14 protein-coding genes are annotated in these 26942 nt (G+C 67.1%); 7 read left to right on the top strand and 7 right to left on the bottom strand.

Features of this window, described 5'->3' with window-relative positions:
* Window positions 1-119: 119 nt before the first annotated feature.
* Window positions 120-1103: a DUF481 domain-containing protein gene (locus tag H7F53_RS13295; RefSeq protein ID WP_343062067.1), complete on the bottom strand. Its 984-nt coding sequence runs from the start codon at window positions 1101-1103 to the stop codon at window positions 120-122.
* 353 nt (window positions 1104-1456) lie between these two features.
* Here H7F53_RS13295 and H7F53_RS13290 point away from each other — a divergent pair, with 353 nt between their 5' ends.
* Both H7F53_RS13290 and H7F53_RS13285 read left to right on the top strand, forming a co-directional pair.
* On the top strand, window positions 1457-2176 hold the full coding sequence (locus H7F53_RS13290) for a polysaccharide deacetylase family protein (protein WP_185679982.1): 720 nt from the start codon (window positions 1457-1459) through the stop codon (window positions 2174-2176).
* Window positions 2177-2388: 212 nt separating this feature from the next.
* The gene (locus H7F53_RS13285) at window positions 2389-4503 is read left to right on the top strand and encodes a sialidase family protein (protein WP_185679981.1); all 2115 of its coding nucleotides are present in this window, start codon (window positions 2389-2391) and stop codon (window positions 4501-4503) included.
* Between the two features lie 22 nt (window positions 4504-4525).
* On the opposite strand, the gene H7F53_RS13280 is transcribed toward H7F53_RS13285, so the two are convergent.
* Both H7F53_RS13280 and H7F53_RS13275 read right to left on the bottom strand, forming a co-directional pair.
* Window positions 4526-6109 carry a GH39 family glycosyl hydrolase gene (locus H7F53_RS13280; protein ID WP_343062065.1) on the bottom strand — a complete coding sequence of 528 codons (1584 nt, stop codon included), beginning with the start codon at window positions 6107-6109 and terminating at the stop codon, window positions 4526-4528.
* Between the two features lie 41 nt (window positions 6110-6150).
* Entirely contained in the window at window positions 6151-8571 is a 2421-nt protein-coding gene (locus tag H7F53_RS13275; RefSeq protein ID WP_185679980.1) for a glycoside hydrolase family 3 protein, read from the bottom strand.
* A gap of 378 nt (window positions 8572-8949) precedes the next feature.
* On the opposite strand from H7F53_RS13275, the gene H7F53_RS13270 reads away from it, so the two are divergent.
* The 4 genes from H7F53_RS13270 (at window position 8950) to H7F53_RS13255 (ending at window position 16622) form a co-directional block, all read left to right on the top strand.
* Window positions 8950-11907 carry a TonB-dependent receptor gene (locus tag H7F53_RS13270; protein WP_185679979.1) on the top strand — a complete coding sequence of 986 codons (2958 nt, stop codon included), beginning with the start codon at window positions 8950-8952 and terminating at the stop codon, window positions 11905-11907.
* A gap of 76 nt (window positions 11908-11983) precedes the next feature.
* Window positions 11984-13483, top strand: coding sequence for a tryptophan halogenase family protein (locus H7F53_RS13265; protein ID WP_185679978.1), 1500 nt, complete (start codon window positions 11984-11986; stop codon window positions 13481-13483).
* Window positions 13480-15006 carry a tryptophan halogenase family protein gene (locus H7F53_RS13260; protein ID WP_185679977.1) on the top strand — a complete coding sequence of 509 codons (1527 nt, stop codon included), beginning with the start codon at window positions 13480-13482 and terminating at the stop codon, window positions 15004-15006. The genes H7F53_RS13265 and H7F53_RS13260 overlap by 4 nt, the downstream gene beginning before the upstream one ends.
* Complete coding sequence (locus H7F53_RS13255; protein ID WP_185679976.1) at window positions 15003-16622, top strand: alpha-L-fucosidase; 1620 nt, start codon at window positions 15003-15005, stop codon at window positions 16620-16622. Before H7F53_RS13260 ends, H7F53_RS13255 begins: the two co-directional genes overlap by 4 nt.
* Window positions 16623-16660: 38 nt before the next feature.
* Here the strand turns inward: H7F53_RS13255 and H7F53_RS13250 are convergent, their stop codons facing one another.
* Both H7F53_RS13250 and H7F53_RS13245 read right to left on the bottom strand, forming a co-directional pair.
* Window positions 16661-19540 (bottom strand): glycoside hydrolase family 31 protein, encoded by a 2880-nt coding sequence (locus H7F53_RS13250; protein ID WP_246438893.1) that lies wholly within the window; start codon window positions 19538-19540, stop codon window positions 16661-16663.
* Window positions 19541-19614: 74 nt separating this feature from the next.
* Window positions 19615-21321: a DUF5597 domain-containing protein gene (locus tag H7F53_RS13245; protein WP_185679975.1), complete on the bottom strand. Its 1707-nt coding sequence runs from the start codon at window positions 21319-21321 to the stop codon at window positions 19615-19617.
* A gap of 289 nt (window positions 21322-21610) precedes the next feature.
* Here H7F53_RS13245 and H7F53_RS13240 point away from each other — a divergent pair, with 289 nt between their 5' ends.
* Entirely contained in the window at window positions 21611-23545 is a 1935-nt protein-coding gene (locus tag H7F53_RS13240; protein ID WP_246438892.1) for a sialate O-acetylesterase, read from the top strand.
* Window positions 23546-23655: 110 nt separating this feature from the next.
* Here the strand turns inward: H7F53_RS13240 and H7F53_RS13235 are convergent, their stop codons facing one another.
* On the bottom strand, window positions 23656-25746 hold the full coding sequence (locus H7F53_RS13235) for a glycoside hydrolase family 2 TIM barrel-domain containing protein (RefSeq protein ID WP_221773736.1): 2091 nt from the start codon (window positions 25744-25746) through the stop codon (window positions 23656-23658).
* Window positions 25747-26027: 281 nt separating this feature from the next.
* Window positions 26028-26780, bottom strand: coding sequence for an enoyl-CoA hydratase/isomerase family protein (locus tag H7F53_RS13230; protein WP_185679973.1), 753 nt, complete (start codon window positions 26778-26780; stop codon window positions 26028-26030).
* Window positions 26781-26942: the final 162 nt, after the last annotated feature.

Genomic DNA, 26942 nt, shown 5'->3' with positions numbered 1-26942 from the left:
CCGCACCGGTTGCGGACTGGCGCGGTGGCCCACTGGCTGGAATCATCCAGTGCCGCGGACAACGCCGCAAAGTAGCGGCCTAGAGCGATCCGTCCGAGGCAATCGGGCCCGATTGCGCGCTAGAAGCCATAGACCAAGGTGAGCCGGCTGGTGGTGTCGGTCAGCGACTGGCCAAGCTGTTCGCCGGCTTCGTGCTGCACCATGTAGGACAGCCGGGCCTTGAGTTGACCGGTCAGCTGCGAGTCAACCGCGGCCAGGGTATAGTAGGTCTGCCGCTCCGCATCGAAATAGGCGCTGGCCTCCTGGCTGAAGCGCAGCGCCTGGTTGAGCTTCAGCTTGAGATCGACAAGGGCCACGCCGGCCAACGCCGAATCGCGCGGACCGCTGACCGGCAGGGTCAATCGCCAGGCCGGGCCGGCCTTGACCGAAAGCTTGTGGTCCGGCCCGGCCAGCAGGCTGTAGCCGAGCCCGCCGGACAGGCTGTAGCGGCCGGTGAAGCCCTGGAACCGGTCTTCCTCGAACTGGCCCAGCCCGAACAGATAGCCACGACCGTTGAACTTGTAGTTGGGCTCGACCGTCAGGCGGATCTGCTCGCGCGCGACCACATTGGAGGTCTTCTGGAAATCGACGCGGCCGGACGTCCCGACGCGCCAGTTGCCCCCCTCCCCGGCGAGCTTGAACGCGCCGAGAAAACCGGTGGCGGGAGCGCTACCAGTGCTCGTGAAAGCGCCCAGCTCGCCCTCCCCGCTCCAGGTCACTCGCGGACGGATATCGGCCACCTCCGCGGCGACGTTGCTGGCCTGCATCGCGGCCGGCACGGGCGGAATCAGGGAACCGGCGCGCACGTTCCACTTCAGCCAGGCATCGATCGCCCCGCCGGCCCGGGGCAGGGTGCGGCGGAGATAGGCCGCCACGGCCTGGAGGGCCTGCTCGTTGTGCGTGAGGGCGACCGCGCCCAGCATGTCTTCAGCCTCGGGCGGCAAGACGGTCTCGGTCTCGGTGGGTGCCGCCGGCGCGGCCGCGAGCCCCTCCGCGGGCCCCGGCAAGGTCGTCGGCACCACCGGATTGCTGGCTGCCGCCAGGACAAGAAAGCCAATGGACACGGAGCGGAACCCTTGTTTGCCGGCAGGTCAGGCGGGGGCACGGAACTCTTACTTATGTCGATATAGCAAGCGTATATGCAATTCACAGCCTGTGCCAGGGTTGGCTGAAGCGGGATCGCGCAGCCCTCGCCATGGCCTCTCGCAGCGCCAACCCCCGGACCAGGCTCCGCGCTGCGCCTGGCACCGGACCACTCCGACCCAGCAGCGCACCACGACCGGGACATGACCGGCCCACCGAGGCTTGACAAGCGTCTGGCGTTTGCGATGATAGCGCTACCTACAGATCGCGGCAGCGACGGTCAACAACCGGGCGAGAGATGGAACGGCGAGCAACAGGCTCAGGTGGGACCGCTATGGCGCTGGGAGTGATCCTGGCGCTGGGATCCATGGCGGTGCCGGCGCGGGCTGAATGCCCGCCCGATGCGCTTGGCACCTCGCGCACCCTGCTGCTGTCCCGGGAACACGCCCGCTACGGCGCCCAGGGAACCCGGCGGCTGCCCCTGGCTGCCAACGAGGTGGTGCTGACCTTCGACGACGGTCCACGAGCCGAGACAACCCCCCAGGTGCTGCAGGCCCTGGCCGCGCACTGTGTGCTGGCGACGTTCATGACGGTCGGCCGCAACCTCGAAGAAGCGCCAGACCTGGCCCGGCGGGCTGCGACGCAGGGGCATAGCCTGGGCATCCACAGTTATGGCCATGATCACCTTCCGGGGTTGTCCGCTGCGGATCAGATCGCCGATCTCGAACGGGCAAGGCGGGCCTACAGCGCCATTTTCCGCAGCGCGCCGCCGGCCTATCGGTTTCCCTACCTTGAGGAGACCCCTCCGACCCTGAGGGCACTCCGGGAGAATGGAACGACGGTGCTGTCGGTCGATCTCGGGATCGATGACTGGCAACCCGACGACACCACGCAGAAGCTGAGCCAACGATTGGCCGAGCGGCTGAAGACCTTCCGGGGCGGGATCATCCTGATGCACGATGCCAACGGTCCGACCGCCCGCGCCATGCCGGCCTTGCTGCGGACGATCCGCGAAGGCGGCTTCAAGGTCGTCCATCTGCGCTGGGCAGACTGACCGACCAGCGGGTTGACCACAAGGGCCGGCCCTTCCCGTGACCGGTGCGGGAGACCACCGAGCCGCCGCCGATCACGGGACTGACGGAACAAGCGAGGACGTGAATGCGAAAGAATGGCGAAATCGGGATGGGGCGGTGGTGCCGGCTGGTGCTGGGGGTCGCGCTCGTATCGGCCTGGCCGGCGCCGGCAACCGCGGCGCCCCCTGCGCCTGTGGCGACGGACGGATATCAGTGGCAATCGGTCCCCTTTGGCGGTGGCGGCTATGTCGACGGGTTTGCCTACCATCCCCGCCAACCCGACATCCTCTATGCCCGCACGGATATCGGGGGGGCCTATCGTTTCGATTTTGCGAGCCGTCGCTGGCTTCCCCTGCTCGATCACCTGGCGCGCGCCGATGGCGATCTGATGGGCGTGCTCAGCATCGCCCTGGACCCTCAGGCGCCGGATCGCATTCTTCTGGCAACCGGGCTTTACCTGAACCAGTGGGCCCGGCGCGGGGCCATCCTGCGTTCGGACGACCGCGGCAAGACCTGGCAGGTCACCGAACTGCCGATCCGGATCGGCGGAAACTCGGACGGCCGCGGCAGTGGCGAGCGGCTGGCGATCGATCCGGCGGATGGCCGGATCGTCTACTTCGGCTCCAACCAGGACGGCTTCTGGAAAAGCACCGACGGCGGCGAGAGCTTTGCCCGGACCGGGGCCGAGCAACTGGCCTTCAGCCTGGTCGCCGCCGATCCCGAGGTGGCGAACAGAGTATGGGCCGGCTCCGCAGATCAGGGCGGCGCCTTGCTGCTGAGCAACGATGGGGGGAACCATTTCACTCCGGTCGCAGGGCTCCCGCAGATGGTGCCGCAGCGGATCGCCTTTGCCCCGGACGGCTCGCTCTACGTGACGTTTGCCCGGGGCGCGGCCGGTGTGGTGCTGAACCCCAGCGGCGCCGAGGACGGCCGCGTGTGGAAGCGGGAGGGCAGGACCGGACCCTGGCGGGACGTCACTCCGCCCAGCCCGGGCCCGGGCGCCAAGGGTGGCTTTTCCGGTCTGGCGGTGCGGGCCGACGGGACGGTGGCGGTTTCCACGCTCGATCGCTGGTGGCCGGGGGATGACATCTACCTGTCCGCCGACGGCGGCCGACAGTGGCAGGCCCTGTCGTCCCGGGCCCGTCTCGAGACCGGCCGGTACCCGTGGCTGGCATCCTACATCGGCACCGACAAGCGCATCGGCCATTGGATCTCCGACCTGCAGTTCAATCCCTTCCGCAATTCGGAACTGGTCTATGGCACAGGCTACGGCCTGTGGATGAGCCGCGACCTCGGCAGCGCGGCGGGGAATGATCCGGTGGCATTCGACTTCGCGGTCGACAACCTGGAGGAAACCGCCACGCTGCAGCTCACTTCGCCCAGCGGCGGCGCCACCCTGCTGGCCGCGTTCGGGGACGTCGCCGGCGCGGCCTGGGACGATCTCGCCAGGACACCTGCGGCCGGGCTGTTCAAGCCGGTGAACGAGACGAACTTCAGTATCGACTATGCGGGATTGACCCCCGGGGTGCTGGCCCGGACTGCGGCCGGAGCGCCCGGCTATGGGTTCTATTCGAGCAACGGCGGCGTCAGCTGGAAGCCCTTTGCGACATCACCCTATCGTCCGCCCGCCAAGGACGAGCCGTGGCGCGGTCCGGGGATCGTTGCGGTCTCGGCCCGGGGAACCAGCCTGGTCTGGGCTCCCGAAAAGGCCGGCCTGTTCCATTCGTCCGACATGGGCCGGACCTGGAGCCCAGCGACGGGCTTGCCGGAGCGGCCCGAGTTCACCTTCCGGCCCCTCGCCGACAAGGCCGTCGATGGCCTGTTCTATGTCCACGACCAGCCCGGCTCGGCGATCTATGCCAGCGGTGACGGCGGCGCCAGCTTCACCCCGATCGCCGAAGGGCTGCCACGCGTGGAAACGTGGGAAGCGGCCCAGCTGGCGATCGTGCCGGGGCGGATGCGCGACCTGTGGCTGGCCATGCCGCGAGGCCTGTTCCACTCGGCCGACAGCAAGAGCAAGATGGTCCAGATCAAGCATGTCGATGCGGCCTGGCAGGTCACTTTCGGGGCGCCCCTGGTGCAGGGCGCCTATCCCACGGTGTTCCTGTGGGGCAAGGTCCGTGGCCAGGAAGGTCTGTGGCGTTCAAGCAACGCCGGCGCATCCTGGCTCAGGATCAACGATGACCAGCACCGGTACGGAGAGCTGCGCGCCATGGTCGGCGACATGCTTGAACCCGGAACCCTGTACCTCGCACCGCATGGCCGCGGGATCATCGTCGGACGCCCGCTGAACCGGCCGGCGCCTTGACCGGTCGCCGCAGGCGCCGGGCCTAGCGGCGCGGCGCGGCCGGACCGCGTCGGGTCGCCGGGCCGACCGGAACCAGCCGGATCAGCACAACATCGTTGCTGCGCATGGCCACCGTCGTGCGCACCACGCCGCGGCCGCTGACCCGCAGCAACCTTTGCCGTTCGGGACGATCGGCCGTGATCGCCTGGAGCCTGGCGAGCTGACGGGGATTGAGTGACGCGGGTTTGCCCATGGCGATGTAGGCGCTGAAGGCATCGTTGGCCCGGTATCCGGTGCGATGAACGAGCAGGCGATAGCGGCCTGCCGGCACACCCGTCAGCTCGAGCGCCAGCGGGCGGCTGGGCGTTGACGGGTGCAGACGGCCGAAGAACGGTGTGTTGCTGACCGACTGGCGCGGCTGCTGCCAGTCCCAGGCCACCGCCGACAGGCTCTGTCCATCGCGGGCTGCCATGACCGCGGAATCGGCGCTGGCCAGGCGCAACCCCTTCAGCGCAGCCAGATACTTGTAGGCGAACCAGGCCGGCTTGCGGATACCTTCCCGGTTCATGAGGCCGAAGCCGCCATGAAACGGGGTCGGTGGCGGCCCCGGTTCCTCGAACAGGTCGGTGAAGGTCCAGTAGCTCATGGCCTGGGCATAGCCTGCTGTCCCCGCCAGCCGGTCGAGGATGTAAGCCGCGCTGACATAGCTGTCGTGAACGAAGTCCCGCGGCGTGTAGCTGGTGCTCCATTCGGTGAAGTACAGCGGAATGCCACGATAGGGGCTTGAATCGATCTGCGCCCGAACGTTGCGCACGTCCCGGATCACGGCGAGTGGATCGGCCGAGAGCCGGGTGTCGGCCTTGCCGTCCTCGTCCAGAAAGCCGCCATCCACGCCATAGCTGTGGGTCGTCACGAAATCGACCGGCGTATCGGTCTGCCGGGCGAAGGCCAGGAACTCGGGCACCCAGGCAGCGCCCGCTGTCGCAGGTCCGCCGACCTGCAGGCCCGGGTCGATGGCCTTAAGCACGAGCGCCGTGTCCCGATAGAGCGCGAAATAGGCCTGCTGGTCGGCCCGTTCCCAGAAACCGTCGAGGTTCGGCTCGTTCCAGACCTCGAACCGCCAGCCGCGAACCTCCTCGGCGCCGTAACGCTCACGCAGGTGTTCCACAAAGGCCCGGACCAGATCTCGCCATGGCGCAGGCCGGGGGTGTGACGTGTTGCCTTTCCACCAGAAGATCTGCTGATCCGAACTGCGCAGCGCCGAAGGGGTGAAACCCAGCTCCACGAACGGCCGGATGCCGCTGGCCAGCAACTGATCGTAAAGCCGGTCGATCCCGCTCCAGTCGTACCGGATCTGGCCATCGCGCTGTTGCACGGTCCCCAGCACATCGTGGAAGATCGCATGGAACCGGATGGTCCGGAAGCCCAGCTCGTTGACCGCGGTCTTGAGCTGAGCCTGCGTGTCGGGACGGATCAGCGTCCCGGGATAGTCTGCACCGATCGCGAGATCGAAGAAGCGGTCGACCGGCGGACCGGGCCTGCTCCAGTCCAGCCTGACCGCTCGCGGCGGCGGGGCGCCGGCGCGTGCCGGATGCGGTACGGTGCCGGCGATCAGTGCCAGCGCCACCAACCGCGACCAAGCCGAGGACGGCCGGCTGGTCCGGGGCATCACGGGCATCTGGCCCCGGCCGGATCCGCGTTGAGCCGCAGATCGGCAATGGTCAGCTTCAGGCCCTTCGTGCCGGCGATGGCGACGGGCTCGGTGACACTGTCCAGTCTGGCCCCGCGCGCCACGAAGCACTTGAGCGGAATTCGCAGGGTTTGCCACGCTGCCCCGGTCCCGAGCATACCGGCCAGATCGATCGCCCCGCCGGCAAAGCGCAGCTGGACCGGTCCGGCTGTCTGATCGAGGCGCAGCACCACCTGCAGGTTGAGATCGGCGTTGCTTTCGCGCTCGAAGTTGGCGACCGGCCCGGCGATCCGGACCTGGCCCGCGCCGCTCCATTCCAACCGGTTCGCGCCCTCCTGGGTCGTCGCGCTGTCGACGGCGTAAGCCGCCACCGATGGGTCGAACAGCAGCCGGAAGGGGGCGGGGCTCTTCCCCCGGGCGAAGAAGATGCTGGTGTTGGCCAGGCTTGCATCAAGTCCGGCGACTTCCGGCAGGGCCGCAACGTGACCAGGACGGGCATAGCTGAGGCCATAACCCAGCGGAAACAGAGGGTCGTAGCCTGGCTGCCCGGCATTGAGCCGGAACTGGCCTGCCGTCTTGGGCCATGAATAGGGCAGCGTCCCGACAAAGTCGGTCTTCCCGCCGATCAGCACGTCGGCAATCCCCGCCCCTTCGGAACCGGGCAGCCAGGCAGCGACGAATGCGTCCGACTGGTTGAGCTCGGGGTTCACCCAAAGCGGCCGGCCGGACAGGAACACCGAAACGGTCGGGATCCCCTGCCGCTTCAGGCGCTGCAGCAGGGCCAGAGCCTCCTTCTCGCCGGCTTCGAATTCCAGCGTGCGGATATCGCCCCGCATTTCGGCATAGGGCTTTTCGCCGAAGACCACGATCGCCACATCGGGGCGCGATGCGAAACTGCCATCCGTGGAAAGCTCGGCCGCGCCGCCTCCGGCCGTGAGAGCAGCCTTGATCCCCTGGTAGATCGACGTCGCCCCGGGGAAGTCCGCGTTGCTGTTGCCGTCCCCCTGCCAGGACAGGGTCCATCCGCCGGACTGCTGGGCGATGCTGTCGGCACCGGCACCGGTCACCAACACCCGCGCGGATGGCCGGATCGGCAACACGCCCTGATTCTTCAGCAGGACCATGCTCTTGCGCACGGCTTCGCGCGCGATCGCCCGATGTTCGGGCGCGCCGATCAAGCGGGTGTCGGCTTCCATCGGGCGGTTCGGATCGAACAGCCCGAGACCGAACTTGATGCGCAGAATGCGGCGCACCGCGTCATCGATCCGGGCCAGGGGAATCTGACCGCGCTGCGCCGCAGCCAAGGTCGAATCGAACAGGCCCCGCCAGCTGTCGGGCGCCATGGCCATGTCCAGCCCGGCGTTGAACGTCGCCGGGCAGTCCGTGGCGGTGCATCCGGGAATCTGGGCGTGTCCGTTCCAGTCGCCCACCACCAAACCCTGAAAGCCCATGCGCTGCTTGAGCACATCGGTCAGCAAGCTGCGATTCCCGTGCATCTTCACGCCGTTCCAGCTGTTGAAGCTGGCCATCACGGTCATGGTCCCGGCTGCGATTGCCGCGGGGTAGCCGGCGTTGTGGACCCGGATCAGCGTGCCTTCATCCACTGCGGTATCGCCCTGATCGATCCCGTCCGTGGTGCCGCCGTCACCAAGGAAGTGCTTGACCGATGCGGCCACCTGCCCCTGCTGGATCGTGCCCTTCCCGGGCGCTCCCTGCAGGCCTTTGACCATCGCTCCCGCATAGCTGGCGACCACGGCAGGGTCCTCCGAATAGCCCTCGAAGGTCCTCCCCCAGCGGTCGTTCTGCGGAACCGCCAGGGTCGGCCCGAACGCCCAGTTGATTCCGGCAGCCGCCGTCTCCACCGCCGTCGCACGTCCGATTCGTTCGATCAGGCCGGGATCGCGGGTTGCGCCCAGTCCGATGTTATGGGGAAACAGCGTGGCCCCGACGATGTTGTTGTTGCCGTGCACGGCGTCGATCCCGATCAGCAGCGGAATCGCCACATGGCCTGGCCGCGACTCGCGCGCGACGGCGTCAAACGCCCGTGCAGTGGCGATCCACGGGCCAGCCGGGGAGCGATCCGGGGCGCCGAGCGGCGGCGAACTGCCCCCCGCGAGGATGGAGCCCAGCGGGTAACGGCGCAGATCATCAGGCTGGATCGCAGAGATGTCGGCCTGGATCATCTGGCCGATCTTCTCCGCCAGCGACATCTGCGCCAGCAGGGCGGTTATGCGCGCTTCGGTGGCCGGATTGACCAATCCCTGGCTCCGACCTTGCGGCCACAGCTGCGGGTGGGCGATCGCGCTATCCGGCACTGCTGCAACTGGAGGCGCAGCGACCTGTGCGATCGCGCCACTCGAAGCGGCCAACATCGCCAAACCAGCGACCAACCTGCTCATCGTCGTTCTCCCAAGGCACGGTAATGGAACTTATGTGAGCGCTCCCATACAGCAATGTGCCCCGCGCGCGGAACCGGAATTATTTACTCCGCTGATTCCACGATCTTTTCCCGTGGAAATGGGCGGAAAAATCGCCGCCTGCGCCATGGGGTGTTGACGCCTGCGCGGATCTGTTTTAGGTAACGCTACCAAATACGGCGCACCAAAGCGCTGACGACAAAACAGATTTTGCCGGTTCGCGCCGTCAACACGCGGAACCGGCAGGGGCCCGAAGCGGGTCCCATCGACAGGTTTTAGTTGGGGGAGGCAACATTGAAGAACCAAAGCGCAAACCGAATTTGCACGCTCAAGCTTCTGGCGGGAGCGTCTGCGCTGGCCATGACGCTGTCGAGCTCGGCGGTCCTGGCGCAGGCCGCGGCCCCTGCCGCCACCGACGCGCAGGACGATGGCGAGGAAGCGCCGGCCATCGTGGTCAGCGGCATCCGTCAGTCGCTGACCAATGCGCGCGAAACCAAGCGCAATGCCGAGGTGATCGTCGATTCGATTTCGGCAGCCGACATCGGCGCCCTGCCCGACCGTTCGGTCTCGGAAGCCTTGCAGCGGATCCCCGGCGTGACCCTGCAGCGCACCAACGAGAACCGCGACCCGGCCCGCCTTGCCGCTGAAGGCGGCGGTGTCTTCATCCGTGGCCTGTCGTGGGTGCGCAGCGAATTCAACGGCCGCGACATCTTTTCGGCCAACAACGGCCGTTCGCTCGGCTTCGAGGACGTCTCGGCCGATCTTCTCGCCGGGGTTGATGTCTACAAGAACCCGTCGGCCGACATGATCGAGGGTGGCGTCGGCGGCCTGGTCAACCTGCGCACGCGCAAGCCGCTCGACACGATGAAGACGGTGTTCGCGGCATCGGGCGATTACAACTATGCCGATCTGCGCAAGAAGGGCTACTGGTCGGGCAACGCCCTGCTGAGCAAGGCATGGGACCTGAACGGCACCGAGCTCGGTGTCCTGCTGTCCGGCAGCATCGGCAACATCGGCAACCGCACGGACAGCCTCCAGACCGGTACCTATGCCGGCATCAGAATCGCCGACCCGGTCAACGGGACCCAGCCAACCGGCACCTTTGCGCCGATTGGCAACATGCGAGCAGGGCAGACCTATTACGTGCCCTCCGGCATGGGCTATCGCCGGATCGACTGGGAGCAGAAGCGCACCTCCTTCGACGGATCGGTGCAGCTGCGCACCGTGGGCGGCACGCTGTTCACCTTCGAGGCCTTCATCGCCAAGGCCTCGCCGCGCGATATGGAGCATGCCGCGGGCGCCTTCGGCCTGCCGTCAACCAGCGCCACCTATCAGTTCGACAGCCGTAACGTCCTGCTTTCCGGTACGAACCAGAACGCGAACATGGACTTCAACACCCGTTTCGGCAGCCAGGACAAGATCACCCGGGACTTCTCGGCGCGGGTCGACTGGTCTCCGACTGACCGGATCACGGTGACGGCCGACGTGCAGCGCATCACCTCGGAAGCGAACGTCCTGAGCATGACCGCCTTCACCCAGTTCGGTGTGCAGCCCGGCTTCTTCAACGCGAACCGCCCCGATTTCATCTTCGATCTCAACGACTCCTCGCCGTCGATGAGCGTCAAGGAGAACGGCGCAGCCCTCAGCAATCCGGCCAACTACTGGTGGGCGGCCGCGATGGACCACATCGAGCACAACACCGCCGGGTCTTGGGCGCAACGCGCCGACCTTGAGTACAAGTTCTCGGAAGGCAGCTTTTTCAAGAGCCTGCGCGTCGGCGCCCGGGCGACCGACAAGGAGGCCGTCACGCGTCAGACCGGCTGGAACTGGGGGCTGCTCAGCCAGCAGTTCTGGGGCAGCGGCGGCGGCGCTCCGGTCTATCTCAACCAGACGGGTTCGCCGGCCAATCCCGGGCTCCCCAGCCAGGCCAACCTGTTCACCTACGACAACTTCCTGCGCGGCAAGATCGCCATGCCCAGCGGTGGCTGGTTCGCCTCCGATGCGCTGGTCAGCAACGGCACGGCCAACGCCTACAGCTATCTGAGGAGCACCCTCACGTCCGGCTGGGGATGGACCCCGCTGACCGAGGCCGCCTATGACACGGCTGTGCCGGGCGCAGACAACGTCTCGGCCGGTACGAGCATCCAGCGCGAACGGACCTATGCCGGCTATGCGCTGCTGCGCTTCGGCACCGAAGAGAGCCCGGTTGGCGCGTTCGACGGGAACATCGGGGTCCGCATTGTGCGCACCGACAATTCCGCCATCGGCAAGCTGATTGTCAGCCCGCTGCAGGGTGCTTCGCTCACCCAGTGCCAGACGGCCAATCCCACCAATCCCACGGCGTGCCAGCCTTTGGCCGATGCCATTGCCTTCACCGCGGGCAACAGCGCCCAGGACTATGTCTATCGCAACAGCTACACCGACGTGCTGCCGACGCTGAACCTCCGGTTCGCGTTGCAGAACAACATGCTGCTTCGCTTTGCGGCAGGCCAGGCGATGGTCAGGCCCAGCTTCCAGCAAATGGTGCCGTTCAACACGCTGAGCTTCAGCTTTGCCCCGGATGGCTACACCCCGGCCGTGGCCGGCGCGCGGACCGGAACCGGCGGCAACCCCTACCTGAAGCCCACCAAGTCGACCCAGCTCGACCTGTCCTGGGAGTACTACTGGGGATCGTCCAACTCGCTCAGCGTCGCGGCCTTCTTCAAGAGCGTGAAGGACTACATCTTTGCCGGCGTGAGCACGGAGACCTACACGCGCAACGGCAAGACCGTGTCCTTCGACGTGACCCGCAACATGAACGGCGACGAGGGCACCATCAAGGGCGTGGAACTGGCCTATCAGCAGTTCTACGACTTCCTGCCGGGGGCGCTCAGCGGGCTTGGTCTGCAGGGCAACTTTACCTTCGTGGACTCCTCCGGTGGTCGCAACACGGCGGTGAACACCCTGGATTCGAACCAGCGGGCCGGTGCCAACGACCCGACCCTGCCGCTCGAAGGTCTGTCGAAGTACTCCTTCAACGTGGCGGCCCTTTACGAGAAGTACGGGGTCTCGTTCCGCCTGGCCTACAACTGGCGGTCGCGCTACCTGCTCACCACCTCGGCCGCGAACCTCAACGCGCCCGTCTGGTCCAATGCCTTCGGGCAGCTCGACGGCTCGCTGATCTATTCGCTCACTGCGAATGTGAAGATCGGCGTCCAGGCCACCAACCTCCTCAATTCGCGCACAAAGCTCGATGTGGGTGGGTCGGCGCTGGCCACGCCCTACAGCTGGACAGATACGGACCGACGGATTGCCTTCCTGGTCCGCACCCGGTTCTGAACCGATCCGGGGCAGCGCCGCCATGCGCTGCCCCGGTCGCTCTTGTGCATCCCGTGTGACGCGATAGAACTTGGTGATGTCCGACCGCGCCCTGCGCTCCATTGTCGTTGTTGGCGGAGGTACGGCCGGCTGGATGGCGGCGGCAGTCCTGTCGCGTTTCCTGCCACCCCCCCAGACCTCGATCACCCTGGTGGAATCCGAGGACATCGGAACGGTCGGCGTCGGCGAAGCCACGGTCCCGTTGATCCGGCACTTCAACGCCTTGCTGGGCTTCGACGAGCGCCAGTTCGTGGCCGAGACGCATGGCACCTTCAAGCTGGGGATCGAATTCGTCGGCTGGGGCCGGCCCGGCGCGGTCCACTTCCACGGTTTTGGCGATTTTGGCGAACCGATCGACGGTGTGTCACCCCATCACCACTGGCTGCGCCTGCGCCAACTGGGTGATCTGGAACCGATCGACGACTGGTCGTTTCCCTATGCCGCGGCGCGGCGCGGGCGGTTCGCCGCAAACGACGATGACCTCTTCTCGGCGCCCTACCGCTACGCCTTCCATTTCGACGCCGCGCTCTACGCCCGCAAGCTGCGGACCTATGCGGAGCAGGCCGGCGTAAAGCGGATCGAGGGGCGCATCGTCGATGTGGCGCTGTCGGGGGACACCGGCTTCATCCAGAGCGTCACGACCAGTGGCGGAGTGGAGGTCAGCGGCGACTTCTTCGTCGATTGTTCGGGTTTCCAGGGTCTGTTGATCGAGCAGGCGCTCAAGACCGGCTATGTTGACTGGTCGCACTGGCTTCCCGCGGACCGGGCGGTGGTGGTGCCGACCAGCCTGGCCGGACCACCCAATCCCTTCACCCGCTCGACCGCGCTCGAGGCAGGCTGGCAGTGGCGGATCCCGCTGCAACATCGTGAGGGCAACGGCTATGTCTATTCGAGCCGTTTCACCAGCGACGAACGGGCCCGCGACGTCCTGCTCGCCAATCTCTGCGGCCAGCCGCTGGCCGAGCCCCGGGTGCTGCGCTTCACCACCGGACACCGGCGCAAGTTCTGGAACCGCAACTGCCTCGCCGTCGGTCTGGCGGCAGGATTCATGGAGCCGCTGGAATCCACCTCGATCCAGCTGATCCAGACCGCGATCGCGCGGCTGATAGAGTTCCTGCCCGACCGCACCTTCGACCCGGCCATCGCCGCGGAATACAACCGCGTCACCGCCAACGAATTCGCCCGGATCCGCGATTTCCTGATCGCACATTACCACCCGTCGCAGCGCGAGGAACCGCTCTGGGACTATTGCCGCGGCATGGCCATCCCGGATAGCCTGGCGCACAAGCTCGAGGTTTGGCAGGCCTGTGGCCGCGTGCCGCTGCTCAGCGAAGAATCCCACCAGGAGCCGAGCTGGGTCGCGGTCCTGCTGGGCAACGGGCTGATCCCCCGGCGCCATGATCCGATCGTGGACCGCCTGTCTCCGGAACAGCTGACGGCCCTGATGCAACGCCGGCGCGCAGCCATCGCAGAGGCGGCCGATGCCATGCCCCTCCACCAATACTACATCGACCGGAATTGCAGGATGCCGACATGAACGCAGATACCTCGATCCGGTCGATCGTGATCGCGGGCGGTGGCAGCGCAGGCTGGATGGCCGCCGCTGCGCTCGCCCGCGCGCACAACCCTGAACGCTGCCAGATCACGCTGGTCGAATCCGACGAGATCGGCATCGTCGGGGTTGGCGAGGCGACGATTCCCCCGATCCAGCAGTTCAACCAGATCCTCGGGATCGACGAGGCGACCTTCGTCCGCGAGACCGGCGCGACCTTCAAGCTGGGGATCGAGTTCGTCGACTGGCTGCGGGAGGGCCATCGCTATTTCCACCCCTTCGGCCGCTTTGGCGACGACTTCGCGATGTCGCCGTTCCACCAGCACTGGTTGCGGGCGCGCCAGCTGGGGGCACCGGAGCCGCTGTCGGACTACTCGCTGACCACGCTCGCCGCCATGGGCGGCCGGTTCAGGCCGCCTCGCCCGGGCGATCCGGCGGTGTTCACGACGCTGTCCTATGCCTACCATTTCGACGCCGCGCGCTATGCCGCGTTTCTGCGGCGTCATGCCGAAGGCATGGGTGTGGTCCGGCGCGAGGGCAAGATCGCCGCGGTAAACCTCGATGCCGAAAGCGGGCGGATCACCTCGCTCACGCTGGAGGATGGCGGCACGATCCGCGGCGAGCTGTTCATCGATTGCACCGGGCTGCGGAGCCTGTTGCTGGGCGATGCCCTGAAGGTGCCATTCGTCGACTGGTCGGCCCATCTGCCCTGTAACCGCGCGCTGGCGGTGCCAAGTGGCGTGCGGCTGGACGACGTGCCCTATACCCGGTCGACCGCGCGCTCCGCAGGCTGGCAATGGCGCATCCCGCTGCAGCATCGCACAGGCAACGGGCTGGTCTACTGCGGCGACCACCTGTCGGACGATGAGGCAGCGGACATCCTGCTGAGCAACCTGGACGGTCCGGCCATGGCCGATCCCCGCCTGATCCGCTTCACCACCGGCCGCAGAGCGAAGTTCTGGCACAAGAACTGCGTCGCCCTGGGGCTCGCCAGCGGCTTTCTCGAACCGCTCGAATCCACCAGCATCCACTTGATCCAGACCGGGATCATCAAGCTGCTCAGCTGGTTCCCCGACACCAGTTTCGGGCCTTTGCCAGAGGCCGAGTACAACCGCATCGCGATCCATGAGTTCGAGCGTGTGCGCGATTTTCTGGTGCTGCATTACCATGCCACCGAACGAACCGGGACGCCGTTCTGGGACTACTGCCGCACCATGCCGATCCCCGACAGCCTGGCCGACAAGCTGGCGATGTTCCGGGCCAATGGCCGGTTGATCGAACGCGGTCAGGACCTGTTCCAGGAAGCGAGCTGGCTGGCCGTGATGCTGGGCCAGGGGATCGAGCCGAGCGGCTTCGATCCGCTGACGAACATGGTCCCCCCGCGCGAGCTTGAGGCCATTTTGCGGGCCATGCGGAAGGTCATGGCCGAGGCCGCGGCTGGCATGCCGCTCCAGTCGGCGTGGATCAACCAGCACTGCCGTGCCGATCAGCTGATCGCCGGCGCATGACCAGCTGGAATCGTCGCGGCGTGCTGGGTGCCAGCGCGACGGCCACCCTGCTGGGCCTGACGCGTCCGGCACGAGCGACCATCTCGCCTGACTGGACGTCGCTGCGGAGCCGCTGGCAGGTGCCCGGTTGGTTCCGCGAAGCCCGCTTCGGCATCTGGGCCCACTGGAGCGCGCAGTGCGTCCCCGAACAGGGCGACTGGTACGGTCGCCTGATGTATGTCGAGGACCATCCCCACTACGCGCATCATCTGCGCACCTGGGGCCACCCCGCCGACCGCGGCTTTCTGGAAATCGAAAATCTCTGGAAGGCGGAGAACTGGGATCCGGCCTATCTGGTGCGGCGCTACAAGGCGGCTGGCGCCCGGTACATGGTGGCACTGGCCTGCCATCACGACAATCTCGATGCCTTCGCCAGCCGCCACCACGCCTGGAATGTGACCCGGGTCGGACCGCGCCGCGATATCGTCGGGACCTGGGAACGCGCCGTTCGGGCCGAGGGCTTGCGCTTCGGGGTCAGCAATCACACCAGCCATGCGTGGCACTGGTGGCAGACCGCCTATGGCTATGACACCAAGGGACCACGCAAAGGCGAGCGCTACGATGCGTTCCGCCTGCGCCGCGAGGACGGTGCCGGGACCTGGTGGGACGGCCTCGACCCCCAGGAACTCTATGGGGGTGGCCATCCGGCTCCACCGGATGGCCTGGCATCACCGCAGGCCATGGCGGACTGGCATGCGACGCATGGCGGCCGCTGGCTGGACCACGGACCCGGTCCCGACTTCGCCTTTGCCGCCAAGTGGCTGCTGCGTCAGCAGGACCTGGTCGAACAGTACCGTCCGGATCTGGTCTATTTTGACGATGCCGGGCTCCCCTTCGGACCGCTGGGACTGACCGCGCTGGCGCACTACTACCAGCAGGCGGAGGCCTGGCATGGCACGGCCGATGTGGTCGCCACGGCCAAGCTGTTGACCGATTACCAGCAAGGTGCGCTGGTCGAAGATGTCGAACGGGGCTATTCTGAAACCCTGCGCGCCCGGCCCTGGCAGGCCTGTACCTGCATCGGCGACTGGCACTACAACCGGCAGCGCTTTATCGACAAGAGCTATGTCCCGGCCGAGCAGGTCATCCGGCGCCTGGTCGATACGGTGTCCAAGAACGGCAACCTGCTGCTGTCGATCCCCCTGCGCGGCGATGGCACGATCGATGCCGAAGAGGAACGGGTGCTCGACGGCATCACGGCGTGGATGGCGGTTCACGGCGACACGATGATCCATGGCAGCCGTCCCTGGCGGATCTATGGCGAAGGGCCCACGCGCATAGCCGGCGGGCAGTTCGGCGAGAGCCAGGCCGCGCACATGACGGAACAGGATGTGCGCTTCACCACCAAGGGCGGCGCCGTCTTTGCGGCGCTGATGGCGTGGCCCGAACGTCCGGTGCGGATCGCTGCGCTGGGCACGGCGGCCCTGGGTGGCGCCGTGATCGAACGGGCGACCCTGCTGGGCGGGGGAACCGTGACCTGGCGGCAGGACGCCTCCGGCCTGACCGTCACCCTGCCCCGCAAGGCGGGCCCGCGGATTGTGCCGGTGATCCGCCTGGAAGGCCGGGGACTGGTCTGAACGGCCGACCCGGCGCCGTCCAGACCAGCTTGGAACGGTCAGTTCTGGCGCATGCTGACGGTCACCGCCTGGCCACTGTAGACCAGCTGGCGCGCCGGGTTTTCGCCGAGATCGAGCCGACTGGCCTGGCCCGGACGGTAGACCCTGACCGACATCGCCCGCTTCTCGGCCATGCCCGGGAACCGCCCCTGGCGCGCACCGATCGTCAGCGTCTGGCTGGCCTCGTTCCAGCTCAGCGGGATCCGCGCGGCCTCACCGCGCGCATAGCCCATCGACAGGCCATCATCCTCGTAGAGCTCGAACCTGGCGTCGGCCCCGGCATAGACATGGATCACCAGTGGGCCATCCGTTTCCTGCCGGGTCGTCTGGATGGCGGGGCCGGTCGGAACGATCGATCCGGCCCGAACAAAAACCGGAATCCGCTCCCTCGGGGCGGCCGCGCTGATCGTCTGCCCACCCGGATGGAAGGCCCCGCTGTCCAGGTCGAACCATCCGGCACCGCGGGGGAGATAGACCTCGCGGGACGTGGCCTTGAAGCGCGATACGGGCGCCACCAGCAGGGCCGGTCCGAACATGTAGGCATCGTCGCTCCGGCGCGCCCGGAGGTCATCGGGATAGTCCATGACGAGCCCGCGCATCATCGTGCTGTCATTGAGCGCCGTCTCGGCCGCGACCGAGTAGATATAGGGCAGGAACCGGTAGCGCAGGCGGGTGTAGTGGACCATCGCGTCGTACATCGGCGCGTCATCCTTGGCGATCTCGTAGATCTCCCGGAAGGGAAACTCGCCATGGCTGCGGAACAGGGGCGTGAACGCGCCAAACTGGAACCAGCGCAGATTCAGCTCGCGCCATTCGGCCTGATGGGCGGGCTCCTGCCGGGTGTAGCGATCCTCGACGGCAAAGCCGCCGATGTCGTGCGTCCACCAGGGCATGCCGGACAGTCCGGTGTTGATCCCGGCGCTGATCTGTTCGCGCAGGTTGTCCCAGCGCGCAGCGGTGTCGCCCGACCACACCGCCGATGACGTTCGCTGTGATCCGGCGAAGCCGGAGCGGGTGAGAATGAAGGGCCGCACCTCCGGCAGCGCCGCGCGCAGGTTGTCGGCGAAGCCGCCGCCATGCACCAGCGGGTACGTGTTGAACAGCGGAGCCGCGGGGCCTGCGGCGGTGGGACCCATGGTGCGGATCCGTTCGTCGATCGACAGGTTGGAATGGATGTCGGGTTCGGTGGCGTCGAGCCACCAGGCGTCGAAGCCGAGGTCAACCAGCCGGGTCTTGATCTGCTCGAAGTACAGCTGGCGGGCGCCCGGGGCATAGGCATCGTAGTCGGTATTGGCATAGCCCGGCCCGACCCAGTCGCGATTGCCCATGGCCAGATTGCCCGGATAGAGCCAGCCCTTCGCTGCCAGGGCCTTGCCGTTCTCCGTGTTCGGATAGAACTTGGGCCAGACCGAGATCATGATCCGGGCGCCCAGGGCGTGAACCTCGTCCACCATGCCCTTGGGATCGGGAAAGCGGCTCTTGTCGAACTCGTGACTGCCCCACTGGTCATCGACCCAGTACCGCCAGTCGAGCACGATGTTGTCGAGCGGTATCTCGCGCTTGCGATACTCGCGAACGACCTGCAGGAGCTGCTCCTGGGTCTCGTAGCGCTGCCGGCTTTGCCAGAACCCGAACACCCACTGCGGCAGCATGGATGCCTTGCCCGTGAGGGCGCGATAGTTCGCGATGACCTTGTCCGGGGTGCCCCCACCGACCACATAGTAGTCGATCGCTTTGGCCGTGTCAGAGGTCATGGTGAGCGAGTGCCGCTCGGCGTCAGGCTGCGGATCGGCGTGGCGCAGCGCCATGTAGCCCGCGTTCGGCTCCCATTCGATCCGCACCGTGACCGGTTTGCCGGCCTGCAATGGCACCTCGAACAGATGGTCCCAGGGGTTCCAGTTCTGGCGCCAGCGCTCCAGCACCGGCTTGCCGTTCACGAAGACCTTGGCGTAGCTCGACGAGTAGAGCCGGAACCGGTGCACTCCGGCGCGGGGACTGGAGATATCGCCGGTCCACACCACCCGTTGCCGGTCCAGCGCCACACCGGCCGTATTCTGTCCGCTTTCGCCCGATGCCTGGGTCCTGGCCTTGGCCTCGGCCGGCCACTTGGCCTGGTCGCGGATGAACTCGTAGGCGATCGCCGATTCCTGCCGCGATATGGCCAGCCGGTCGCCCAGATAATAGTCCGCCTTCCAGCCCGGCTTGCCCCCCGACCGGACCGTCAACCCGTCCAGCCCGGCAAGGCCGTAGGGTTGCGGATTGCCGAAGCGGCTGATCCCGTTGTTGTCCCACATCAGCCCGTAACCCCGGGTCGAGAGCACGAACGGGATCGCGATGTCCATGTTGTGCTGCGCGAGCTCCACGTCGCGCCCGTTGTAGTCCATCATGCCGTTCTGGTGCTGGCCCAGTCCGAACAACCCCTCATCGGTCCCCGGATTGAACCGCTGGGTCACCGTGTAGAAGGGCTGTCCTTCGATCGTCACCGGCTTGAACGGGGCACGCGGGGATTCCGCGACCAGCGGCTGGCCGGATCCGTCGGACATGCTCACGCGCCCGTCGGCCAGCGAAACCCGCGCGATCAGCCCGGCCAGGCTGACCTTGACCTCACCCGCCCCGGTTTCGATCCGCGGCTCGCCAGCAGGCCGAGCCACCACGGCAAGGCTGTCGGTCACGGTCCGCCAGTCGGTGCCCGGGATGGCGGTGACGCGGATCTGGTTGTCGCCATAGGCGAGGATCCGCACCCGCTGGGCCGGGCCGCTGTCGGGCGTGACGATGACGCCGTGGTCGATCCGATCAACCGAAGCGGCGAAGGCCGCCGGGCAGGATCCGGCGCACAATGCCGCGATCAGCAGTTGGCGCAGCGAACGGGGTGTAGTCATGGTCTGCTCTCTCCCTGCAGGGCATTCGTCAATCCGGGGGCCCTGGGACAGGGCAGCTTCCCGGGGGTCGTCGGCTAGTTGGGGTTCCCCACCGGGATGATCCTGGCCGTGCGCAAGCGCGCCAGTTTCACCCGCAGGACTTGCGGCTGGCCTGTGAAATTGAGGCCGTAATCGACCTGGTCACCATTCCAGACCCGCGCGAAAATCCAGCGGCCGCCTTCGAAGCGGCCCTCCTCCACCCGGTCAAAGAGCAGCGATTCCCCGGTGGCCTTGCCATCCTTGGCTTCGGCCAGGGCAAACTCCACACGGGCATCGAAGCCGGTGACGAGGTACTCGTCGGGACCGAGTTGGGCGATGGCGGCGCCACCGGTCGGTTCGGGATTGCCGGTGGGCGGATCGAAGCCGAACTGGTGGCGCCCGAAGCTGACGGTCGCACGATAGGGACCCAACTGGATGGTGCGCTGGTGGCCGGCGGCTGCGCCGACCGGCTCGGACACCCCCCAGACCTTTCCTTCCGCCGCGGCCTTGGCCCATTCGCGCTGCATCGGACCAAACAACCGGTAGATGCGCGCGAACAGGTCAAGCGCCTCATCGAACGAGCGGGCGCCGAGCGGATAATTGGCATAGCCCGTGGCATCCATGCCGAAGGGGGCGAAGCCGATGCCGCCATGCCCGATGACATCGAAGAAGTAGCGGGCGAATGGTCTGGAGTTTCCGATTTCGGGCACCAGCAGCGGATTGTCCCGTCTGGCGTAGAAGTCCAGGTAGGCCGCTACGGCGCTCTCGTCCGGAGTGTAGATGTCGGGTGCGACCAGATCGAGCGCCGGGGCCGCCGCCTTGTAGATGTCGATCACATGGTGAACCGGACCGCCACTCGCATAGGTGGCGGCAGACTGCCGCCCGGCCGCGGCGGCAAGGGCGGCATTGCTGTACATCGGCAGCGGCTTGATCGCTTTCCCCGCCGCAGCCACGGCATTGATGTGCGACGCCACCGCCCAGGCCTGGAAGAACTCATCGGCGTCCGCGCCGAAGACCTCGCGCCAGGTGCCGGGTTTACGGCCGAGCCGCTTGCGCAACGCCTCCGGGACCGGCCCGGCAAACAAGCGCTGCGCCTCGGGTCCATGGTCCCTGACCAGGCCGTATGACCCGGGCTCGTTCTCGACCTGGACCATGATCACGGTGTTCCGGGAATCCTTGTCGCGCAGATACTCCATCAGCTTGACGAAGGCCCGGCGATCGGCGTCCAGCGTGGACCTGGCGTGCGGGGACAAGGCATAGTGGCTGGCCCCGGTCGGAGTGATCATTCGCGGGAACCGGGCGTTGTCGAGCTTGACCCAGCGCGGCGCATAGGCGGGGGCGGTGTTCTTCCATGTGGCAAACCACAAGAGGATCAGCCGTTTGTCATGGGCCCGCGCCTGCGCCAGCAGGGTGTCCAGCCAGGCGAAGTCGAATTGCCCTTCCACCGGCTCGACCTGCTCCCAGGCCACGGGGATCTCGAGCGTATTGGCGCCCAGGCGCTCGATGACCGGCCAGACCTTGCCCAAGGGTTCGGGATAGTTGCTCGAATTGTTGGCCTGAGCACCCAGGACCAGAAACGGTGCGCCATCGACATACAGGGCATGCCGGCCGCCCTCGCTGACGATCCGCGGGATGTCCTGGCCAAGCGCGACACTGGCCCAGACGGCGAGAACGGCGCCCAGCACCCGCTGGCGTGGTCTTCGCCCCGCCAGAATCGCGCGCACACCCCTCAGCGATTGCGACTTGAGCGCCGTTCCAGCCATTCTGCTCTCCCCAAGGCACCGGCCTGCGCCGCTTTTGATCGCCAGGACCGGGGCACCCTATACGGTAGCGTTACCATATTCAAGCGGACTGCGAGTTTGCCCGTCACGGCGGCGACCGCGTCCGGAAAGGAGGGGCGGCCGCCGTTGCCTGCAGCGATGATCTCAGGCGCGCCGGCCATGCCGGCGGCCTCTCACGGCTCCCATGTACACTCTTGCAAACCGGAATGTGATAGCGCTACCCTGACGGTATGCCGGCGACCACAGCCGACAGGACACGGGGAGTATGGCGATGACTGGCGTGCTGAATCCGGCCCGATCGCTGCCGCGCATGGTGCTGGCCATGAGCCTGGCGCCCTTGGCCGCGACCGCCGCCGCGACCCCGACCCTGGCTCCGATCTGGACCGATGATGCGGTGATCCAGAAAGATCGGCCGATCTTGATCGAAGGCTTCGGCCACCCCGGCGAACCGGCCGTGGTGACGCTGGATGGCATCGCGCGGGCGGTTACGGTTGACCCCACGGGGCGCTTCACCGCAACCTTTCCGCCGCGTCCGGCCGATGCCCGCCCGCTCACGCTCGAGCTGAGCAGTCCGCAGGGCCTGCAGGCTCGTCTGACCGGGTTGGCCGTGGGCGAGGTCTGGCTGTGTTCGGGTCAGTCGAACATGGAAATGCCGGTCGCGAATGCCCTGAACTTCTGGTCGCCGCCAGACATGAGCGATCCCGATCTGCGGTTGGTGAACGTGCTCAAGGCGACCCACCACCAGCCGCAGCAGGCCTTCGCCAACCCGGTCCGGTGGCAGCGCGCCACCATGGCCACGATCACGCCCTTTTCCGCAAGCTGCTACTACATGGCGCGCGAGCTCCGCCGCCGGACCGGCATGCCAGTCGGGGCGATCAATGCCAGCTGGGGCGGCTCGGCTAGCCGGCCGTGGCTGACCCCCGCCGGGGGGCTGGCGATCTATGGCGCGGCAGATATGGATCTCCTGGCGCTCTACGTCCGCGACCCCGGCCGCGCGGTCGCCAAGATGGCTCCGCTGTGGGAGGAATGGTTCCGTCGGGCAAGCGGTGGTCAGGAGCCGTGGCGCCATCCGGACCACCTCGAATGGTCGACCGTTCCAGCGGTCTCACCGTGGAACACCTGGCCCGGCTCGGGGCTCGATCGCGATCCGATCGGAACGGTCTGGCTGCGGCGGACCATCCGCCTTTCGGCCGAGCAGGCGCGCGGTCCCGCCCGGCTGGTCATGGGCGGGCTCGACGACATGGACCAGACTTGGGTCAACGGTCGCGCCGTCGGCAACACCTATGGCTGGGATGCCAGTCGTGACTATGCGCTGCCGCCAGGGGTGTTGCGAGCGGGCGACAACGAGGTTCTGATCGCGGTATCCAACCTGTGGGGCGGTGGCGGCTTCACCGGCACGCCGGACAGCTACCGGCTCGTGCTCTCCAGCGGGACGACGCTGCCACTCGATCAAGGCTGGCGCTTCTCTGTTGCGAAGGTGCGCGGATTGCCCCCGCGCGCCCCCTGGGATCGCCAGGGCGGAATCGGCATCATGCACAACGCCATGATCGCGCCTCTCGGCCAAGTGGCTCTGGCGGGCGTGGCCTGGTACCAAGGCGAGAGCGATGTCGGCATGCCCGGCTATGCCGACCGCCTGAAGGCCCTGTTCGCCGGTTGGCGTGCCCAGTTCGGCGCGGCGACCCGCATGGTGGTGGTCCAGCTCGCAAACTTCGGAACGCCGCAGCTGGCGCCGGGCCCGTCCGGCTGGGCCGAGCTGCGGGAGCAGCAGCGCCAGGCCGTTCTGGCGGACCCCCGGGCCACTCTTGTTCCCGCGCTGGATCTGGGCGAACGGCTCGACATTCATCCGGCCAACAAGAACGAGCTGGGCCGCCGCATCGCCTGGGCCGCGCTGGGCGAGACCCCGCCGACACCGCGCGCCGCCCGTCGCGAGGGATCCTCCGTGCGGGTGAGTTTCGACGGGGTGACAGGGCGCTGGCACAGCTGGAGCAACCCGGCTCCCATCGGCTTCGAACTGTGCGCCGCCGCACCGGACAGCTGCCGCTATGCCATCGCCCGGATCGAGGATCGCACCGTGGTGCTCGAAGACCCCGAAGGCAAGGCGACCACGGTCCGCTACGCCTGGGCGGATAGTCCCTTGGTCAACCTTTTCGACGATCACGACACGCCGCTTCCCGCACCCGGCTTCCAGCTGCCGATCCAGCCGTGACCCGGCCCGGTCGGGGTGGACGACATGCTTCTGACCCAATCCTGCTGAATCTGCCGCAGCGCCAGCACCCGGCGGGGTTCGCGCTCACCAAGCACCCGCGCGCTCACCGGCTACTGCCCCGGAGGCTTGGTGTCCGCTTGGGCTGGCGCTGGCGGGATCGTCGTTTGCGGGACTTCGGATACCCCCAGGGCTGATGGCCCGATCCGCATCACCCGCATCTCATCGAGGGCGTGAGCTGTCCTGACGACGATCACGTTCTCGCCCTGCTGCAGCGGCACGCCCTGCCACTGCACGACACGATCCGTCACCTTGGCGCGTCCCAGGCTCCGGCCGTTGACCGTCAGTGTCGCTTCCGCTTCATTGGTGAAGGCGCGAACTGTGGTCTGGGCTTCGGTGCGCCGGGCCAGTCGCCGGTCCGTCAGATGAATCATCGGTGCCGCCGACCAGTTGGCCCGGTACCAGTGGAAGGCGTCTTTGCGCACGGATCGATCGTAGGTCACCAGGCCCTTGTCGTTGATGCCGGGCCGATCGCCTTCGTGGCGACCATCCGAGGCAAGATCGAAGGCCACCCACACGAACTTGCCCCAGACGTAGGCCAGATCCTTCAGGTCCCGCCAGTTCGCGATGTGATAGCGGGTCTGCGCCTGTTCCGGATGCCAGCCGCCGCCGGGGACATTCACTTCGGGAGGGCTGAGCTGCTGATGCAGGATGCTGGCGCCGGCACCATATTCGCTCACCGCAAAGGCGCGCGTCGGGTGCTGCGCGTGGTATCCCTGCGCCCAGGTCCCGATGGTCCCTTGCTGGCCGGGATACCAACCAAAGTAGCGGTTGAAGCCGATCACGTCGGTGACCATCGCCTTGTCGTGATCGTCGGCCTGACAGCAATGGGCATAGACTGTCGGCCGTGAGCTGTCCTCCTCGTGGGCAACCGCCTGGAGCGCTTGGAGCAGGCTCGTCACATCCGGCGTCGTGGCATAGACCTCATTCCCCAGGCCCCACAGCACGACCGACGGATGATTGTAGTTTTGCCGGATCAGCTCCCGCAGTTGCTGGGCTGCATTCCGGGAAAATCCCTCGCCCGGATCGCTGACCCCGTTCAGACCGAGTTCGGTCCAGACCGCCAGGCCTCGGCGATCGGCCTCGTCATAGGCTGTCTGCGGATGTTGAAAGTGGGCAAGGCGCACGCCGGTGACGCCCAGCTCGTCCAGCGTCTGCATGTCCTGGGCCACTTCGGGATCGGTGACCGCCAGGCCCTTGCCGGGCCGGCCGGAATGGAACAGGTTCACCCCGTGCAAGGGATAGGACCGCCCGTTGAGCAAGAACCCGCGCCTCGGATCGAAAGCGATCGTTCGCAGTCCCAAGGGAACCTCGACCGCATCGGCGCCGATTTCGGCGGTCACCGCATAGACATACGGATCGCTGCGGCCCTGCCACAGGTGCGGCCGGTCAATCGACAGGCCGATGGTCGTCGATGTCCCCATGTTCGCAGGCAAGTGGATCATGCGCTGGGCACTCGAAACGACGTGGCCGCCGCGGTCTCGGACGCGCACGTTGAGCGGCAGGCGTTCCTCCCCGGGGCCATCATTGCGCACACGAACCCGGACCTCGACAGTCGCCCGCCTGGCATCCAGCCTGCTGGCGGTGGCATAGACGCCAGGGCCGCCCAAGTCGGCCAGATCGATGTGCACGCCGGGGACTTCGATCAGCCAGACGTGGCGATACAAGCCGCCGAACACCGTAAAGTCACCGCCCAGTGGCGTGACGGACCGAGACGGGGTGTTGTCGGTACAGACGGCGATCGTGTTGCGTCCCGCGTGGAGCGCGGCCGTGATATCGAACCGAAATCCGGCGTACCCGCCTTCGTGGTCGCCAACCTTCCGCCCATTGACCCAGACCTGGGTCGTCAGGGCCGCACCGTCAAACTGGAGCCAGACCCTGCGTCCCGGCACCAGTTGCTTGACCACCATCGTCCGCCGGTACCAGCCGGGCCCCCTGAAGTAACTGCCGCCATCCTCGCCATCGGCGCCATTGAAGGTGTGCGGCAGAGTGACCGCCGTCCACTCTCTGTCGTCGAACCCGGGATCTTGGGCGTTCTCGGCCACGCCGCGATAGAACATCCACCCCGCATCGAGCGAGATGACGGTCCGCGTCGGGCTGTCATCCGCCCTGCCTGCGACCGGCCAGAGCAGGACTGCCAGCACGAGCCCCAGGAGGATTCGGGTTGAATGACAGTATCGCAAGTCGATAACCTTCAAGATCTCGAGCGGTTATCTTGCCAGTGGTAACAGATCAAATCATCAATTTCTTGGTCTGGCCGGTCACCGCCGCTCCCATTTATGCACTGACATTCGGCGGTTCTGCGTTCACCTGCACGGGACGGCGGTCCATCGTGTGCCCTGGTCGCGCCAGGCCTGCCGGTTGCGCCGGGCGTACTCCGGGCGGAGCGCAACCGTGCCATGGCCCGGTTGCGCTCCAACCCGCCTCACCCGAAACGCGGCGGTCGCTTGTCGAGAAAGGCCGCCGCGCCCTCGGCGAAGTCGGGTCCGGCGAAGGCGTCGGCGAAGATCCGCAGGGTGTGCGGATCGTCCTCGGTCTGGCCGTCGAGGACCCGGCGCACGAAGCTCTTGAGCGCGAGCAGGCTCGACGGAGCGTTGCCGGCGATCGCCCCGATCAGGTCCTCGGGGCTCTCGCCCAGCTCGTCGACCAGCCCGATCCGCAGCGCCTCGGCCGCGTCGAACAGGCGACCGGTGAACAGCAGGCGCTTGGCCTGCGCCGGACCAACCAGATCGACCAGCAGCTTGGTATCGTGCAGCGGATAGACCAGCCCGAGCCGCGCCGGGGTGATCCCGATCCGTGCCCGCGCCGTGGCGAGGCGCAGGTCGCAGGCCAGCGCGATCGCGCAGCCGCCGCCGATGCAGTCGCCATCCAGAAAGGCCAGGGTCGGCCGCTTGGCGCGGGTCAGCGTCCACTGTGCGTGGTTGATCGCCGCCTGGTTGGCGGCCAGCCAGTCCCGGTCGGCACGGTGAGCCAGCATTTCGGCGATATCGGCCCCGGCACTGAACGGACCGCCCTCGGCCGCAGCAAGCACGATCACCCGCACCGCCGGATCGGCCTCGGCCTCGTTGACCAGCCGTGGCAGGGCCTGCCACATCGCCAGGGTGAAGGCATTGCGCCGCCCGGCCCGGTCGATCAGGATCCGGGCGACGGGCCCTGCCCGCTCGAGCCGCAGGCTCATGCGGGCCGGCCCTGCGGCACCGGCGACCGGGGATCGGGCCGGCAGTGACAGCCGGACAGCGGGAGAGACACGACCATGCGAAACAGACCTTTCTGGCCCGGCCGACCGTGCGAACGATGGGCGGGGCGATAGAGCGATGGCGCGGCATAGGGGAGCCGCACC

The organism is Novosphingobium piscinae (assembly GCF_014230355.1).
Classification (GTDB): Bacteria; Pseudomonadota; Alphaproteobacteria; order Sphingomonadales; family Sphingomonadaceae; genus Novosphingobium; species Novosphingobium piscinae.
This window is presented reverse-complemented; position numbering and strand designations above follow the sequence as displayed.

Coding starts and splice junctions, on each gene's coding strand:
- H7F53_RS13290 (WP_185679982.1), top strand. CDS start 1,457: ATGGCGCTGGGAGTGATCCTGGCGCTGGGATCCATGGCGGTGCCGGCG.
- H7F53_RS13275 (WP_185679980.1), bottom strand. CDS start 8,571: ATGAGCAGGTTGGTCGCTGGTTTGGCGATGTTGGCCGCTTCGAGTGGC.
- H7F53_RS13270 (WP_185679979.1), top strand. CDS start 8,950: ATGACGCTGTCGAGCTCGGCGGTCCTGGCGCAGGCCGCGGCCCCTGCC.
- H7F53_RS13265 (WP_185679978.1), top strand. CDS start 11,984: ATGTCCGACCGCGCCCTGCGCTCCATTGTCGTTGTTGGCGGAGGTACG.
- H7F53_RS13260 (WP_185679977.1), top strand. CDS start 13,480: ATGAACGCAGATACCTCGATCCGGTCGATCGTGATCGCGGGCGGTGGC.
- H7F53_RS13255 (WP_185679976.1), top strand. CDS start 15,003: ATGACCAGCTGGAATCGTCGCGGCGTGCTGGGTGCCAGCGCGACGGCC.
- H7F53_RS13250 (WP_246438893.1), bottom strand. CDS start 19,540: ATGACTACACCCCGTTCGCTGCGCCAACTGCTGATCGCGGCATTGTGC.
- H7F53_RS13245 (WP_185679975.1), bottom strand. CDS start 21,321: ATGGCTGGAACGGCGCTCAAGTCGCAATCGCTGAGGGGTGTGCGCGCG.
- H7F53_RS13240 (WP_246438892.1), top strand. CDS start 21,611: ATGACTGGCGTGCTGAATCCGGCCCGATCGCTGCCGCGCATGGTGCTG.
- H7F53_RS13230 (WP_185679973.1), bottom strand. CDS start 26,780: ATGAGCCTGCGGCTCGAGCGGGCAGGGCCCGTCGCCCGGATCCTGATC.